Source organism: Rhodococcus sp. MSC1_016 (genome assembly GCF_023667485.2).
GTDB classification, from domain to species: domain Bacteria; phylum Actinomycetota; class Actinomycetes; order Mycobacteriales; family Mycobacteriaceae; genus Rhodococcus_F; species Rhodococcus_F oxybenzonivorans.
In genome coordinates this window covers 5,141,815-5,157,026 of sequence record NZ_JAMOZI020000001.1, presented here as the reverse complement: position 1 = coordinate 5,157,026, position 15,212 = coordinate 5,141,815, and the positions used below count along the sequence as shown (strand labels likewise).

Below are 15,212 nucleotides of genomic sequence, written 5' to 3'. Positions count from 1 at the left end.
CCTGGCACACAAGTGCACACGAGTGCTAACGCACAGGAGTGCTCATCGGGCGGCAGGCGGCGCTCGTTCCTCAGAGAACCCTCAGAAAGCCCACAACTCCCCGCTATCAGAGCCCCCTACCCTCACCGGAATGACGTCTGAGCGCCCAGGGAAATCCGTCGGCCACCACGCCGCAACCGACACGATGCGACAGTTCTTCACGCCCCGCCGCACCGCCTCACTCGGCCTGACCGCGCTCGTCGCCGTCTCCGCGGCCGGCCTCGGCGCCCTGTTTCTCGGTGACGCGCCCGACAGCCGGACGGTGGCGATCGTGAACGCGGATGCGGGTGCCACGGTCGAGGGGGAGGCAGTGCGGGCCGGCGAATCGCTGATCGAGAATCTCGAAGCGAATCAGGATTTCGACTGGCGGGTGGTGTCGGCCGACGAGGCGGAGACCGGCAACTATTTCGCCACAGTCACCGTGCCCGAGGATTTCAGTGCCGCCGTGTCGTCGATCTGGGGTCCGAAACCGCGGCAGGCCACCCTCGGCCTCGACGTGGAGGGCTCCGACGAGGTGGCATCCCTCACACTGTCCGAGGTGGTGTCTTCTCAGGTCGGGGCCGATGGTGTCGCCGACCTGCTGGCCGACATGTCGAAGTCGCGGACTACCTTTCAGCAGGCGGGGATGGCCGCCGGACTTCTCGCGGCGGGCACATCCGCGGCGGACGATGCGGCACAGCAACTCACCGCAGGCGCCGACACGCTGCTGCCCTACCTCGAGACGGCGCGATCGGGCGCAGTGCAACTCCTCGGCGTGGCGGATCAGGTAGCGAGTGTGGTCGACGAGACGGCCGGAACAGCGAACGACCTGGCAGATCGGCTGAGCGCGCTGGGACTGACCTTGGGTGAAGCGAACGACAGTGCCGTGCAGATGCGCACGAGAATCGATGCGGCGATCCGCGTTCTCGCGGCCACTCCCGTCGCGCCCGAAGTGGTTCCGGTCCTACAGCAGGTGAGTGCGGACCTGGGATTGCTTTCAGGCCAGCTGACTTCGGTCCCGGGGCTTCTGGGTGAGCAAGTCGGCCCCGACACCGACCTGGGTGAACTCGTCCGGGTGGCGATGGGACAGCTGAACGACGCAAGTGCCGAACTGAGCAGTGGCGCGCGCCAACTGAACGACGGCATCGTCCCGATCGCTGATCAGGCTCCCGAGCTGCTGGCCGGTGCCACCACGCAGATCGTCGACGGCTTCGCGAAATTGAAGGCACTGTCGGGGCAGCTGTCGACCGATCTCAATGCCGGGGTGGCCGCCATGCCTGCCCGGTCCGGGGCGCAGCAGACGCAGTTGGCGACCGTTCTCGCGGACCCGGTCGCGGTGTCGCGCAGCGTCAGTGCGCCGACCCCGATCCTGACCGCCGGTCACCTGGCCGTCGGATTCGGGTGCACGACGGTGCTACTCGCCGGCATTGTTGTGTGGATGAGCCTGCGAAGAGATAACTTTCAGCGCGCATCCTGAATGCGTCGCCAGGGAGTTGCCTGCTCCAACTCGAACGCCAACTCGAGCAGGGTGCGCTCGTCCCCGTGGTTCGCGGAGAAATGTGAGGCGAGTGGAAGCCCCTGCGACGTCTCGTGCAGCGGCAGCGAGATGGCAGGGCTGCCGGATGCGTTGTTGAGCGGCGTGAACGCCGTGTAGGCGATGAGCTTGTCGAACAGTTCCTCGAAACCTTGTTTGGGGGAGAGGTATCCGAGTTCGGGTGTCGTGTGTGCGAGGGCGGGTGAGAGCACCACGTCGTACGTCTGGAACACCCGGGCGTACTCGCGGTACGTACGACGCAGCCGGTACAGCATCTGGGGTGTTCTGGCCATTTTCTTCCGGTACATCGCAGCCAGCCCGCGTGTCAGGTTGTCGGTAGCGGCTCGATCGAAATCCGGCCCGAGCATCCGCTTGCCGTTGTTGGAAATGACGAACGCGAGGAATCCCCAGTAGGTGCAGAAATCGTCGACGAAGGACTGGTTCACCGGCATCGGTGCTTCCTCGACGTGATGTCCCAGCTCGGCGAGTAGGTCGGCGGTGGCGTGAACCGACTTTCGCGTTTCGTCGTCGGTGGGAGACGTGGTGACGGAATCGACGACCACGCCGATGCGGAGCCTGGTGGTGCTGGGCCCCTCCACCAATCGGATGGGCGGCAGCGTCGGATTGCGGTAGTAGCGTTCGGCCGCGGCCATCCACCGAGCGGTATCGCGGACCGACCGGGTGACGACGCCCTGCGAGATGATCCTGACGGGCAGCGTCTTGTCCATGGCATCGGGCACCGTGCGACCCCGGGACGGTTTGAGGCCGACGAGCCCGCAGGCCGCGGCGGGAATGCGGATTGAGCCGCCGCCGTCGTTCGCGTGGGCGATCGGAATCACCCCGGACGCGACGAGCGCGGCTGAACCGCCGGACGAGGCGCCAGGGGAGTACGCGAGGTTCCACGGGTTGTGCACCGGTTCTGCATCCATGAATTCCGTCGAGGCACTGAACCCGAACTCCGGTAGCCGGCTCTTTCCGAGCGAGACGATCCCGGTCGAGAGGTACTGCGCCACGAAGTCGCTGTCGGCCCGGGCCGGAGTGGCGGTGAACGCTGAACTGCCGTGCTGGGTGGGCTGGCCGGCGACGTCGACATTGTCTTTGATGACCGTCGGCACCCCGGCGAACACGCCTTCGTGGGGGCGTCCCGATTCTGTCAGGGCGCGGTCGAAGTCGGGGAACGCCAGCCCGCACAGTAAAGGTTCGACCGACTCGGCGCGGGCGATTGCCGCTTCGGTCACCTCACGGACCGAGACTTCCTTGGACGCGATCCGCTCCGCGATACCGGTGGCGTCCAGATCGCCGAGCGCATCGTCGCGGAAGGCGTGGACGGCGGAGTCGTTGCGTGGCGTGCTGTTGTCGGTCACGGATCAAGGCTATTGGACGCACGGCCAACTTGGACGAATTCCGGAGTGGCGAGGGCGCCGGAACGGCACGAGCGCACAGAAATGCCCGGAGGCGTTCTGTGCGCTCGTGAGAGAAGAGAGGAGATCAGCCGATGAGGCCGGCACCCTGGGTGCGGGCGCGGGTGAAGCGTTCCTCGGCGTCTGCCCAGTTCACGATGTTCCACCAAGCCTTGACGTAGTCGGGCTTGACGTTCTGGTAGTCGAGGTAGAAGGCGTGCTCCCACATGTCGAGCATGACCACGGGGATCAGCGCGGCGGTGATGTTGCCGTGCTGGTCGGTCATCTGCTCGATGACCAGTCGCTGGCCGATGGTGTCATACCCGAGCAGTGCCCAACCGGAACCCTGCAGGGTGGTCGCGACACCGGTGAAGTGAGCCTGGAACTTGTCGAACGAACCGAACTGGTCGTCGATCGCGGCGGCCAGCTCGCCGGTGGGCTTGTCGCCACCGTTGGGCGAGAGGTTCTTCCAGAAGATGGAGTGGTTGGTGTGTCCACCGAGGTTGAAGGCCAGGTTGCGGGAGAGCAGCAGCGCCTTGTCGGCGATGGTGCCGTCTTCGCGGGCTTCGGCCATCTTCTCGAGGGCGGTGTTGGCGCCCTTGACGTAGGTAGCGTGGTGCTTGTCGTGGTGCAGCTCCATGATCTTGCCGGAGATGTGCGGCTCGAGGGCTGCGTAGTCGTAGGGGAGTTCCGGCAGCGTGTATTCAGACACGAGGGTCCCTTCTTTGCGGGCGTGTGGCCCTGATTCTTCCGGGTGCGAACGCCGCGTGAGCATGCGTCACGCACCCGCCTTTTCCAATCGTTCTCGGGTATATACCCAATCTCATTGGTACACCGTGCGCAACACCGGGGCACAGGGGGCGATTCCCTCACAGTAAAGTTCGGCTACCCGAAAAAAATCTGACACGGCAGATCCGGCGGTCGTGAAAATTCGTCTGCCCGGTGAACGGAACCTTAAGCTGTCGCGGTGCCTTTGCTGATACCTGTTGCAGATTCACACGCGGCCGCACCGCGCGTGGAGCTCACGGGCGCGAATCTGCTGCGTTTCTTCGCGGTGCTGACCGTCATTTATTCGCACATCTCGTTCTATCTGATCGACGATCTCGGAACGGGATGGTGGTTCATCGACGTCGTCTATCAGATATTCATCGAACGGGCCGGACTGAATCAGCATTTGTCTTTTCTCGGTGTCGCCGTATTCATGATGCTGACCGGGGTGTTGATCACCCGTTCGGCTATTCGTCACCCGCCCGGGCGATTCCTGTTCAACCGGCTCGGGCGCATCCTGCCCGCATTCTGGGTGGCGATTCTCGCCGCCGTCGTCCTGGTACGCCTGGGAATCAACGGCATGTTCAGTGGACAGGACGGAATCTCCAACGTCGACGCCCTCCTGAGCTTTCTGCTCGGCGGATTCTTTCTCAAACCGGAAGTCGCGGTACTCGGCGTCACGTGGACCCTGGCCGTGCAGATTCTCTTCTATGTCGCCTGCGTCGCCGCGCGGCCGGTCCTACGCGCCACGCCCATTGCGATGCCTCTCGCCGGCGCCGCGATCTGCTCGCTGATCCTGCTGTACAACCTGTACGTGCCGCAGCCCTTCACGGTGCCGATGCTGTCCAAGATCGCCGCGACGTTGCCCGCCGTGTTCCTCGGTCAACTCATCTACCTCGGCTGGGCCAGGCTCGCGGAGCCACGATGGATCATCATCGCCGGGCTCGCCCAGGTGAACGTCATCCACCTCGCCACCGACTTCCGGGTGTACTGGGCAGGGGAACACTACCTGTGGACATTCGCCGTCGTCACCGCGTGCGTCGTGCTCGTCGGCCGGTACGACGGACCGGCCGCCCACTGGGCCGTCGTCCGCTGGACGGCGACGCGCAGCTACGCGATCTACCTCGTCCATACACTCGTTCTGTACCGGGTGTACGAGCACACCGTCGGCCATTTCGGCGCGACCGGCGCCATCGTCGTCTTCCTCCTGGTGACCGCGCTGATCTCGGAGGCGCTGTACCGATGGGTGGAATTGCCTGCCTCGCGGTGGGTCGCCGCGCGCATTCCGGACCCGGGTGAAACGACGACATCGGTCGAGGAGACGCCTGCGACTGCACGCGTAGCATCGAGTCATGTCTTGGTACGACGAGCTGCTGGGTCGGGCAACCGCTAAGTCGACGATGGTCACCGCCGAGGGTGCGCTCCCCGGCCGGGATCGGCCGATGCCGGTTCCGGCGACGCACTTCGTGAACGGTCATCCGCTGCAGCCGCCGTTCCCCGAAGGAATGCAGACCGCGGTGCTGGGGATGGGATGTTTCTGGGGCGCCGAGAAAGAGTTCTGGCAGCTCGACGGCGTGTACACGACCGCTGTCGGATACGCAGGTGGCTATACCCCGAATCCCACCTACGAGGAGACCTGCTCCGGTCGGACCGGGCACACCGAGGTCGTGCTCGTGGTGTTCGATCCGCACGTCATCTCCTACGCCGAAATCCTCAAGGAGTTCTGGGAGAATCACGATCCCACCCAGGGCATGCGGCAGGGCAACGACCAGGGCACGCAGTACCGGTCCGCGATCTACACGATGAACGAGTCGCAGGTCGAGATCGCGGAAGCGACGGCCGAGGCTTTCGAAAAACGCCTCGCCGAAGCCGGTTACGGGGCAATCACCACAGAGATCGCCCCGCTCACCCAGTTCTTCTACGCGGAGGACTACCACCAGCAGTACCTCGCCAAGAACCCCGGCGGCTACTGCCCGGTGCACGCCACCGGAGTCAGCTGCCCCGTCGGAGTGCTGAAGCAGGACGAGGTCCCCTCTCAGACGGATGTGCTTCCGCCGTCGTAGCTCAGGTTCCGGTCGCCGCCCACACGAGCACCGCCGAGGCCGACAGTGCGCTGACCGTGCGCACGTGGTTCCACGCAGTCCACCCGGGCACGTAGTTTCCCCAGACGTCGGCTGCGTCGTTCCCACCGGGATCGACCGCGTCCAGCGCGTTGTTGCGCGGGACGTGATAGACCACCGTCAACACGATCCCGGTGAGATAGAGAACGCACGCGACCACTGCGTAGCTCGCCGACGCGTCGTGCCGGACCACCGTCGCCACCGCCAGCGCGATCGAGGTCACCGCGGTACCGAACAACGCGGTCATGAAGAAAACATTCGGCGCTGCACGGTTGATCGCCTGCATGGCCGCGATGCCCTGTCTCGGTTCGAGGCGGCTCAGCGCCGGCATGATGAACGTCGAGAACGCGAACATCACACCGCCGATCAACCCCGCCCCCACAGCCGTGACGATCAGCAGGGAACGCACCATCACCTCTCCTTCCACACGCCCGCTGCCGCCGCGGCGCGGGCGTAGTCGGCGAAGTCCTTCGGTGCCCGTCCGAGAGCCCGCTCCACACCGTCGGTGAGATATGCATTCCGCCCGTCGAGAACGTCCTCGAACAGGTAGGTGAGCAGACCGATCGCATCGGGGGCCAACCCCGCCGCGGCCAGCAGTGACGCATAGTCCGCCGAAGTGGTGGTGACATAGCGGAAGTCGCGCCCCGTTGCCTCCGAGATTGCGCCGACGGCGTCGGCGAACGACATCAAGCAGGGGCCGGTCACCTCGTACAACTCGCCCGCGTGCCCGTCCTCGGTCAGGGCGGCGACGGCGATGTCGGCGAGATCGTCGGCGTCGACGAAGGGTTCGAGGACGTCGCCGACGGGCAGAGTGAGAGTTCCGGTGCGCAACGCGTCGGCCATAAAACTTTCACTGAAGTTCTGGCTGAACCAACTCGAGCGGAGGATGGTCCACTCCACGCCCGACTTCTGCACCACCTGTTCGCTCCGCTCCGCCTCCCGTTCGCCCCGGCCGGACAGCAGAACCAGCCTTTGCGCTCCGGCCGCCACCGCAGTCTCGGTGAATTTCTCGACCACCTCGGCGGCCCCCGGCACGGCGAGGTCTGGGTAGTAGGCGATGTACACCGAGGTGATGCCCTCGAGCGCGGGCGTCCACGTGTCTTCGTCGTCCCAGTCGAAGGGTGGGTGGCCGGATCGTGAACCACTGCGGGCGGACGCTCCCGCGGCGGCGAGTCCGCGGAGAACGTGACCGCCGATCTTGCCGGTGCCGGTCAGGACGAGGGTGGAGGTTGTCGTTGTCATGCGTTCCAGTCAAGACGGAAGTGGTGAGACTATCCATGGTCGAGAAGCGCTCATCCATACGCCAGCGTCTACGATCGCGTCCATGGATCCCCTCGCCGGTCTCATCAGCGGTCCCCGGGCCACCGGAGCCTTCGTGCTCCGCTCGATCATGGAACCACCGTGGTCGCTGCAGATCGACGACCGTGCACCGCTCAGTCTCGTGGCCGTGGGCCGCGGCGAGGCGTGGATCTCCCCCCATGCCGGTGAACCCATCCGGTTGACCGAGGGGGATATCGCGGTCGTGCGTGGACCGGAACGCTACGTCGTCGCGGATGACCCGGCGAGGTCGCCGCGCGTCGTCATCAATCCCGACCAGAGCTGCACGACGCTGCACGGGGAACCGCTCGCCGAATCGATGGATCTGGGCGTCCGGACGTGGGGAAACAATCCCAGCGGCCGCACCGTGCTGTTGACCGGAACGTATACGACTCCCGGCGAAATCAGCCGCCGCCTGCTGTCGGCGCTGCCCCCGCTGGTAGTGCAATGCCGCACCGACTGGGACTCCCGACTGGTCACCCTTCTGCACGACGAGGTGGTGCGCGACGAGCCCGGCCAGGAAGCGGTTCTCGACCGGTTGCTCGATCTACTGCTCATCGCCGTGCTGCGTGCATGGTTCGCCCGGCCTGCGGTCGAGGCGCCGTCGTGGGTGCGGGCACAGACCGATCCGGTGGTCGGCAAGGCGATGCGCATCCTGCAGAACAATCCGGCGCAACCGTGGACCGTCGCTTCGCTTGCCGCCGAGACCGGGATGTCCCGGGCTGCCCTTGCCCGCAGGTTCACCGAACTGGTCGGGGAGCCGCCGATGACCTACTTGGCCCACTGGCGGCTTGCTCTGGCCGCCGACCTGCTCCGCGAGCCCGACGCCACCGTGGCCGCGGTTGCGCAGCGAGTCGGGTACGGCAGCGGTTTCGCGCTGAGTGCGGCATTCAAGCGAGTACGGGGCATGAGCCCCAAAGAACATCGGGAACTGGCCCTATGCGGACGAACCCCGGGAGGAGTATCAGTGGAGGTGTAATACCACACAGTGCCCAAGCACACACCTCGATGACTTGATCTTGTTTGCGAAGCGTACGACCCTGGAAGCAGGAGATTGTCGGCGAGAGGACCGGAACGACATGTGGAAGAACTCTCGAGCGGGAGGGCTGCCGCTGCGGCCCGGCTCCGCCCGGCGCAACCCTCTGATGCGACGTTCCGACCGCATCGAGAACCTTCTCACGCTTGCAGTGATCGTGCTCGCCTTTGCGATGCTTCCGCTCGCCATCTTCGCGGGTGCGAAGACCGCCGCCAGTCAAGAAGTGCTGGCTGAGCAGCAGACCTCCGAGTTCCGGACCGTCACCGCGACCACCCTCGCCGACTCCACAGGCGTGACGATGTCCTCCGACGTCGCACCGTCCGGAGTCGACACCGCCCCGGCCAAGTGGACGTGGGGTGACCAGAGCCGCCGCGCCGACATCACCGTCGATCCCGCCACTCCCGCGGGCACCGAGGAACAGATCTGGGTCGACGGCGAAGGGAACCTGACCACCCAGCCGATGTCGGCGTCTGCCGCACGAGTGGCCGGAGTGATTGCCGGCCTGTTCACCTGGTTCGTGGTGATGATGATCGCGATGTCCGGATTCCTCATCACCCGGGCGTCCCTCAACCGTGCCCGCGACGCCCAGTGGGACCGCGACCTCCGGCAGTTCCTGGACTCGACCACCCGCCACTGACCGGGCTGCCTGTCACAGTCGGTGCAGTTCGACCTCGCGCAGTTCCCCGTCCCGAACCTCGGCCGTCATGTACGTGCAGAACGGCTGACGACGGCGATCCGTGGGTGACCCAGGATTGAGCAGGCGCAGACCCGTGTCGGAGACCGTGTCCCACGGAATGTGACTGTGCCCGAACACGAGAACGTCGGTGTCGGGGTAGGCGGCGGACATCCGCTTGTCCCGGCCGGTGGACGCCCCGGTCTCGTGCACGACAGTGAAGCGGACCCCCTCCAGTGTCACCTCAGCCGTCTCGGGCATCCGCGCGCGCAGGTCGTCGCCGTCGTTGTTTCCCCAGCAGGCGACGAGCCGGGTGGACCGTTCCTCGAGGGCATCGAACAGCGCCACGTCCACCCAGTCTCCGGCGTGAATGACCACATCGGCCTTGTCGACCTCCTCCCAGACGAGGGCGGGAAGATCCCGCGCACGCTTGGGTACATGGGTGTCGGCAAGTAGCAGCAACCTCATACCTTGATTGTGCTGTAGTTGTCCTGGTTCAGCTCAGCTGCGGAAGTACCTCGCTCGCGACCAGTTCGAGGTGGTCGAGGTCGCTCAGGTCGAGGGTCTGCAGGTAGATGCGCTGTGATCCCGCTTCGGTGTAGCGGCCGATCTTGTCGACCAGTTCGGCGGGCGACCCGGCGAGTCCGTTCTCCCGCAGTTCGCTCACCTCACGCCCGATGTTCGAGGCCCGTCGGGACACTTCCTCCTCGGTGCGGCCACAGCACAACACCAGCGCGTTGGAGTACACCAACTCGGTGGGGTCGCGGTCGATGGCCTTGCACGCGAGATGGACTCGCTCGATGATGTCGCGCGTGTCCTCGATGGAGGCGAAGGGGACGTTGAACTCGTCGGCGTACTTCGCGGCCAGAGCCGGCGTCTTCTTCTTGCCCGCACCGCCGATCACGACGGGTGGGCCCTGCGGCTGTCGAGGTTTGGGAAGGGCAGGTGAGTTCTCGATCTGGAAGTGCTTCCCGCTGTACGAGAAGGACTCACCACGAGGTGTGCGCCACAGTCCGGTGATCACCGCCAGCGACTCCTCGAGTCGTTCGAAACGCTCTTTCAGAACAGGGAACGGGATGCCGTATGCCTTGTGCTCTTCCTCGAACCAGCCGGCGCCGATCCCGAGGTCGACGCGTCCACCACTCATGTCGTCGACCTGCGCCACCGAGATGGCCAACGGTCCCGGATGGCGGAACGTCGCGGAGGTGACGAGGGTGCCCAGCCGGATGGTGGAGGTCTCCCGGGCCAGAGCGGCCAAGGTGATCCACGCGTCCGTCGGGCCGGGCAAGCCCTCGCTGTTCATCGCAAGGTAGTGATCGGAGCGGAAAAACGCGCCATAGCCGAATTGTTCGGCGGCCTGCGCCACGGCCAGAAGGTCGGTGTAGGTAGCGCCCTGCTGAGGTTCGGTGAAGATTCGCAACTCCATGGCAGCCACTTTGCCCGATGCGTCGTCGGTACGCTGAATTCATGGCCAAGAAGATCCCGCTCTCCCTGCCGAAACCGCTGGCCGACAGGTTGCCCGACGCGCTCGGTGGCGGCGGTGCGGGCGTGGTCCCGGTGGTGCGCCTGCACGGAATGATCGCGTCGGGAGGCGCCGGTTTCGGGCGGGTCCTGAGCGCGGAGTCGGTCGAGGAACCGCTTCGCCGCGCCTTCACCTCACACGGCGCCAAGGCCGTGGCACTCCTCATCAACAGTCCCGGTGGTTCGCCGACGCAGAGTGAGTACATCGGCGCCCGCATTCGGCAGCTCGCGTCCGAGCACGAACTGCCGGTGCTCGCGTTCTGTGAAGATGTCGCGGCGTCCGGCGGATATTGGCTCGCGTGTGCCGCCGACGAAATTTATGCCACCGCGACGTCGGTGGTCGGTTCCGTCGGCGTGATCTCGGCGGGGTTCGGATTCTCCGAACTGATCGACCGCATGGGCATCGAGCGACGGCTGCACTCCGCAGGTGAGGCGAAGGCCCGCCTCGACCCGTTCTTCGCCGAGAAGTCGGAGGACGTGCGGTGGCTCGAGCAGATCCAGGAGGGCATCCACGACGAGTTTCGGAACTGGGTGATCGAACGCCGCGGTGACAAGCTGAAGGCGACCGAGGAAGAGCTGTTCAACGGCGAAGTGTGGCTGGGCCGACGGGCCGTCGAACTCGGCGTCGTGGACGGAATCGGCACCCTACGCGAGGTGGTGGAGAAGCGATTCCCCGACGCCACCATCGAACTGACGGGCCCGCGCCGCTCACTTTTCGCGAAACTCGGTCTGCCCGCCGCCGGATGGGACGACGCCGTGGCAGCCGTGGTCGGGGCGGCGAGGGCCCGTGTCGCCTGGTCCCGGTACGGCCTCTGATCTCCCGGGACGCCCGGCTACTTCGGTACGACGACCCCGACCGGGCCCACACCCACACACACCGACAGGTCAGGAGTCAGCGTCTTCACCCGCAGACTCTGCCCGCCGCCCGTGAGGCGCACGTACACCGAGTTGAGTCCGCGGTGCACCGGCACCCGCACGGGATCACCGACCTCCATGGCCACGGAAAGCTCACCGTCCGCACTGGCGAGATAGTTCAGCTGGGCCGTCCACTCCCATCCCGTCAGCGGGCCGTCGAGAGCGACTGGGACGAAGCTGCGCTTGTCTACCAGATGCCCGCAGTCCGGTACCGTCCCCGGCTCGAGCGACCGCACCCACGTCACCTGCGCATCGACCAACATCCCGGAGTCGTCGAGCATCCGTAGCCGGTCGGTGCTGTCGGCGAATGCCGGACGGTCCGGGAGGGGCGCGAAGACCCGGCTGACGAGATTGTTCGGATACGCCACCGGAAGCAGCACCCAGATCGACACCGGTTGTTCGAGCAGGGCTGCGTCTTGATGCTCGGCCAGGGACGCACGGGCCGTGGTCAGGTAGTCGGTGGTGGGGTTCTCCGCCCAGCTCCGCGTGAACGTGTACGTCGACCACAGGCTGCCGACCACGAACGCGCCGACCACGGTCGCCGCCACGACCGGCCGGGTGAGGAACGGGACCGGGACGGGCCCCCGTGCGGGTGCCCGCACGATCAGCGCGGTACCGATCGCCAGCACGACCGCCGTGTCGGTGAAATAACGCAGAGTCTGGGCCAGCTCGTAGGTGGTGTCGGCTCCCCACCGGGTGACCACCATCGCGGCCACCGACAGCAAGAAATAACCGGCAGTGAGAATCCACACCGCACCGATGCGACGCTTCGATCGCATCGTCGCGACCACCACCGCGAGAAGAACCAGCCAGCTCACCACCACGAGAGCCGGGGACGGAGACGCCCACGGCGGACTCGGAATCCAGCGGTCCCACGTCCACGGTCCCCCGAGCAGCGTCGGCACCAGACCCAGTGAGGTTGCGTGGTGGAACAACTGGAACGCCCGAGACGGTCCTGCCCACTCGAACTGCGACTCCACGGTGAACAGGTAGAGCGCCGCCCACCCACCGAGCACCACTCCCGAACCGATCCACAGGGGAGCGCCGCGCCGCAGTGTGGACCACAGCGGTCGAGGAGCGCCGTCGACGTGCGCGAGCAACGCCACGGTCGCGAACGCCACAAAAGGCACCACCACAGACTTCTCGAAGAAGAGCAACCCCGCGACGGTGACGAGGATGGCGGAGATCGCGTATCTGCGTCGTCCCGTCCGGCACAGCTCCAGTGCGTCACCCGCCACCCAGGCAAGCGCGATCTGCAGAGGTAGTGCGTTGAGCGCCGCCGCCCACCACGCGAACGCGGGCACCGTCAACGGCGTGAACAGGTACAGCGCCAGAGGGATCAGCACCGCGGGCCGCAGTCCCAGAATTTTGCGCAACAACCGGAAGACCGCGTAGGACGCCGCCGCCTGAAGCGCGATCATCGTGATCATCGGCAGGATCCACTGGTAAGGCGCGATTCGTGTCGCGATACCGGCGACCAGGAAGGCGCCGGGCATCAAGTGACCGTCGTGGTCGTAGACAAGAAGGTCGGCTGACAGGAGCGGCAGGCTCCCGCCCCGCCCATTGAGGATCAGATCGTCCCAGTAGAAGTCGCTGCGAGCTGCCACCCACGACCGGACGAGTAGCGATACGGCGATGAGGCCCAGAGCCAGGTGGAGGACGCGGGCGGGTCCGAGCTGCCACCGCGATCCGACGTCGTCCGTCATCGTTTTCCGAGATTACAGATCGAGTGGAACCAAATGGCGCCGGGCTGCGTCAGATCAGGTGTCGGGGAAAATCTGCCCCGGCACGCGGCGGGGGAGAAAGACGGTCGGTCCGGAGTTTTCGGGTTGCTTCGCGGGCCACCCGGCATGGAGGGGTAATTCCGGGCCGCGCCGTCGCCCAGCCGAATCGCATCGTTCACCGACCTGCGGTGTCAAGTTCATCCACGGTTGTGGACCGTTCATGTCGAGGCTGTCAACAACGGAGATTGTCCACGCCTTCTGACCAGGAATTGCGCGGTGTGAGCAGTGTTCATAACTGTGGATGAACCTGTGGAAACTGTGGATAACTCGAGAATCCTCGTGGCGCAGCTCACAAAATTGGTGGGAAAAGGACGAATCGGTCGCTGCCCGACCCCAACAGGTGGGTCGTGACAGAATCGGAACTGTGAAGTGGGTGCGGACGGCATGAGCGTCATTCAGGTGTGCGCACGATGCGCCGGCCGGTGGCCAGTTCTCGGTGCCCCGGCACAGTGGTGTCCTCGCTGTCACGGCGTGCTGCTCGCACCGATCCGAACGGAGCAGCAGCTTTCTCCCGATCAGCGTGGCTTCCGTTGGGTGGCGCGATCACCGCTCCGGCGTGGGGGGCTGGCCGCTGATCCTCCTGCGCCCAGTCCGACACCCCGCTACACCGACGTTCCGCGTTGGGGACTTCACGACCACGTCGATGCGTCTCGTGGGGGGAGGAACTGGCCGGAAGCCCTCGCCGACAAGGCCGCCACCTTCCTGATCGTCACCGCCGGCCTGTACGCGCTGGCCGTGCCGGCCGAACTGGGTCGCTACGCCGTCCTCGTCTGGAATAGGACCCGTTTGGTCGACCCGACCGTGCTCGCCGTCTCGGACGTCGCCGTCTTCGTCACCCAAGCCGGTGGAATGCTCTTCGCACTGCTGTCCGGTATCGGTGGCGTGTGCTGGCTGCTGCGGATCCGCCGCCGCACATTCGCCCGGGAGCGAAGGTCGGATCCGCGTTCCGCCGGTGAACTGATCGTCGGCTGCGCCGTCCCCGGCCTCAATCTGGTGATGCCTGGTGTGTTCCTACTCGAGGTCATCCGGCGAGATCCCCGAGCTGTCACGCTCGTGCGCGCCTGGTGGGCCATGTGGGTCTTCGGTGTCGTCCTCCTCGTCTTCAACTGGTTCTGGCGGTCCCGTCCCGGGTTGCAGGCCATGGCCGACGGCGTCCTCCTGTCTGCGTTCACCGCAATGGTCGCGGCGGCCACCGCGCTGCTCGCCCTGCTGGTCCTGCGCAGACTCGAGGGCCGCACTCTGAAGGGGACGAAGGAAGCGGTCACCCGTTGGGTGATTGCCACCGATCCGCCGTCCGAATCGGAACCACCGGCGAAGAACTCGGGAACACCTGATCAGGAAGCGCTCGCCTCGTGAGCCCCGATCGGCGCGGACCGCTCGTCGTCGCGCATCGTGGTGCATCCGCGGCCAAGCCCGAACACACCCTCGCCGCGTACGAACTCGCGCTGAGAGAGGGTGCCGACGGGCTCGAATGCGATGTGCGGCTCACGAAGGACGGCCACCTCGTGTGCGTCCACGATCGCACCATCGATCGCACCTCCGACGGCGTAGGCGTCGTCAGTGAGATGACGCGCGACGAGCTGGCCCAATACAACTACGGCACCGCGGAAGAGCCTGCCGATCTTCTCGAATTGAGTGCGCTCATCGAGCTCGCTCTCGACTCGGCGAGGCCCGTCAAGGTGTTCATCGAAACCAAGCATCCCGTCAGGTTCGGCGGGCTCGTGGAGAGCAAGGTCCTGGCCGAGTTGCAGCGGTTCGGCATCGCGTCCCCGCCGTCGGCCGACCACTCGCGCGCCGTCGTGATGTCGTTCTCGGCCGGAGCCGTGTGGCGGATCCGGAGATCGGCGCCGATGCTCCCGACCGTGCTGCTGGGGGAGTCGGCCCGCTATCTCGGCGGAGGAGCGGCGACGACGGTCGGCGCCACCGCGGTGGGTCCCTCGGTCAAGACCCTGCACGAGCACCCCGACATGGTCGACAAGGCCGCGGCCGCAGGACGGGCCACCTACTGCTGGACCGTCGACGATCGAACCGATGTCGCTCTGTGTCGCGAACTCGGTGTCAGCTGGGTGGCTACCAACCACCCCGGGCGCACCAAGAATTGGCTGGCCTCCTGACCGAGCCTCTTC

15 protein-coding genes are annotated in these 15,212 nt (G+C 65.9%); 8 read left to right on the top strand and 7 right to left on the bottom strand.

What is annotated here, in order from left to right; all coding sequences use genetic code 11:
* Positions 1-130: 130 nt before the first annotated feature.
* On the top strand, positions 131-1,495 hold the full coding sequence (locus L1080_RS24035; RefSeq protein WP_250765832.1) for a YhgE/Pip domain-containing protein: 1,365 nt from the start codon (positions 131-133) through the stop codon (positions 1,493-1,495).
* Here the strand turns inward: L1080_RS24035 and L1080_RS24030 are convergent.
* On the bottom strand, positions 1,480-2,916 hold the full coding sequence (locus tag L1080_RS24030; protein WP_250765829.1) for an amidase: 1,437 nt from the start codon (positions 2,914-2,916) through the stop codon (positions 1,480-1,482). The genes L1080_RS24035 and L1080_RS24030 overlap by 16 nt on opposite strands.
* Before the next feature lie 124 nt (positions 2,917-3,040).
* Complete coding sequence (locus tag L1080_RS24025) at positions 3,041-3,664, bottom strand: superoxide dismutase (protein WP_109334800.1); 624 nt, start codon at positions 3,662-3,664, stop codon at positions 3,041-3,043.
* A gap of 255 nt (positions 3,665-3,919) precedes the next feature.
* On the opposite strand from L1080_RS24025, the gene L1080_RS24020 reads away from it, so the two are divergent.
* Together L1080_RS24020 and msrA are read left to right on the top strand one after the other, a co-directional pair.
* A complete protein-coding gene (locus L1080_RS24020) occupies positions 3,920-5,113 on the top strand; it encodes an acyltransferase family protein (RefSeq protein ID WP_159918766.1) in 1,194 nt (397 codons plus the stop codon).
* On the top strand, positions 5,073-5,783 hold the full coding sequence (gene msrA, locus L1080_RS24015) for a peptide-methionine (S)-S-oxide reductase MsrA (protein WP_250765826.1): 711 nt from the start codon (positions 5,073-5,075) through the stop codon (positions 5,781-5,783). Before L1080_RS24020 ends, msrA begins: the two co-directional genes overlap by 41 nt.
* A gap of 1 nt (position 5,784) precedes the next feature.
* Here the strand turns inward: msrA and L1080_RS24010 are convergent, their stop codons facing one another.
* Complete coding sequence (locus tag L1080_RS24010; RefSeq protein ID WP_250765823.1) at positions 5,785-6,252, bottom strand: anthrone oxygenase family protein; 468 nt, start codon at positions 6,250-6,252, stop codon at positions 5,785-5,787.
* Entirely contained in the window at positions 6,252-7,082 is an 831-nt protein-coding gene (locus L1080_RS24005; protein WP_250765821.1) for a Rossmann-fold NAD(P)-binding domain-containing protein, read from the bottom strand. Before L1080_RS24005 ends, L1080_RS24010 begins: the two co-directional genes overlap by 1 nt.
* Before the next feature lie 82 nt (positions 7,083-7,164).
* On the opposite strand from L1080_RS24005, the gene L1080_RS24000 reads away from it, so the two are divergent.
* A complete protein-coding gene (locus L1080_RS24000) occupies positions 7,165-8,136 on the top strand; it encodes an AraC family transcriptional regulator (protein ID WP_250765818.1) in 972 nt (323 codons plus the stop codon).
* 100 nt (positions 8,137-8,236) lie between these two features.
* Positions 8,237-8,830 carry an Rv1733c family protein gene (locus L1080_RS23995; RefSeq protein ID WP_250765815.1) on the top strand — a complete coding sequence of 198 codons (594 nt, stop codon included), beginning with the start codon at positions 8,237-8,239 and terminating at the stop codon, positions 8,828-8,830.
* A gap of 12 nt (positions 8,831-8,842) precedes the next feature.
* Here L1080_RS23995 and L1080_RS23990 read toward each other — a convergent pair whose 3' ends face one another.
* A complete protein-coding gene (locus L1080_RS23990) occupies positions 8,843-9,334 on the bottom strand; it encodes a metallophosphoesterase family protein (RefSeq protein ID WP_109325958.1) in 492 nt (163 codons plus the stop codon).
* Between the two features lie 28 nt (positions 9,335-9,362).
* The gene (locus L1080_RS23985; protein ID WP_250765812.1) at positions 9,363-10,292 is read right to left on the bottom strand and encodes an LLM class F420-dependent oxidoreductase; all 930 of its coding nucleotides are present in this window, start codon (positions 10,290-10,292) and stop codon (positions 9,363-9,365) included.
* Positions 10,293-10,333: 41 nt separating this feature from the next.
* Between L1080_RS23985 and L1080_RS23980 the strand changes: the two genes are divergently transcribed.
* Positions 10,334-11,203 carry a S49 family peptidase gene (locus L1080_RS23980; RefSeq protein ID WP_250765809.1) on the top strand — a complete coding sequence of 290 codons (870 nt, stop codon included), beginning with the start codon at positions 10,334-10,336 and terminating at the stop codon, positions 11,201-11,203.
* A gap of 17 nt (positions 11,204-11,220) precedes the next feature.
* Here the strand turns inward: L1080_RS23980 and L1080_RS23975 are convergent, their stop codons facing one another.
* Positions 11,221-13,008, bottom strand: a complete 1,788-nt coding sequence (locus L1080_RS23975; protein ID WP_250765806.1) for an immunoglobulin domain-containing family protein — start codon at positions 13,006-13,008, stop codon at positions 11,221-11,223.
* A 462-nt stretch (positions 13,009-13,470) separates the two neighbouring features.
* Between L1080_RS23975 and L1080_RS23970 the strand changes: the two genes are divergently transcribed.
* A complete protein-coding gene (locus L1080_RS23970) occupies positions 13,471-14,442 on the top strand; it encodes a DUF4328 domain-containing protein (protein WP_250765803.1) in 972 nt (323 codons plus the stop codon).
* Positions 14,439-15,200 (top strand): glycerophosphodiester phosphodiesterase, encoded by a 762-nt coding sequence (locus tag L1080_RS23965; protein ID WP_250765801.1) that lies wholly within the window; start codon positions 14,439-14,441, stop codon positions 15,198-15,200. The genes L1080_RS23970 and L1080_RS23965 overlap by 4 nt, the downstream gene beginning before the upstream one ends.
* Positions 15,201-15,212 lie beyond the last annotated feature (12 nt).

What these genes read in the sequence shown, in the direction of transcription:
- L1080_RS23970 (WP_250765803.1), top strand. Translation starts at nt 13,471, where the DNA reads ATGAGCGTCATTCAGGTGTGCGCACGATGCGCCGGCCGGTGGCCAGTT.
- msrA (WP_250765826.1), top strand. Translation starts at nt 5,073, where the DNA reads ATGTCTTGGTACGACGAGCTGCTGGGTCGGGCAACCGCTAAGTCGACG.
- L1080_RS24005 (WP_250765821.1), bottom strand. Translation starts at nt 7,082, where the DNA reads ATGACAACGACAACCTCCACCCTCGTCCTGACCGGCACCGGCAAGATC.
- L1080_RS24035 (WP_250765832.1), top strand. Translation starts at nt 131, where the DNA reads ATGACGTCTGAGCGCCCAGGGAAATCCGTCGGCCACCACGCCGCAACC.
- L1080_RS24010 (WP_250765823.1), bottom strand. Translation starts at nt 6,252, where the DNA reads ATGGTGCGTTCCCTGCTGATCGTCACGGCTGTGGGGGCGGGGTTGATC.
- L1080_RS23995 (WP_250765815.1), top strand. Translation starts at nt 8,237, where the DNA reads ATGTGGAAGAACTCTCGAGCGGGAGGGCTGCCGCTGCGGCCCGGCTCC.
- L1080_RS23985 (WP_250765812.1), bottom strand. Translation starts at nt 10,292, where the DNA reads ATGGAGTTGCGAATCTTCACCGAACCTCAGCAGGGCGCTACCTACACC.
- L1080_RS23980 (WP_250765809.1), top strand. Translation starts at nt 10,334, where the DNA reads ATGGCCAAGAAGATCCCGCTCTCCCTGCCGAAACCGCTGGCCGACAGG.
- L1080_RS24000 (WP_250765818.1), top strand. Translation starts at nt 7,165, where the DNA reads ATGGATCCCCTCGCCGGTCTCATCAGCGGTCCCCGGGCCACCGGAGCC.
- L1080_RS23975 (WP_250765806.1), bottom strand. Translation starts at nt 13,008, where the DNA reads ATGACGGACGACGTCGGATCGCGGTGGCAGCTCGGACCCGCCCGCGTC.
- L1080_RS23990 (WP_109325958.1), bottom strand. Translation starts at nt 9,334, where the DNA reads ATGAGGTTGCTGCTACTTGCCGACACCCATGTACCCAAGCGTGCGCGG.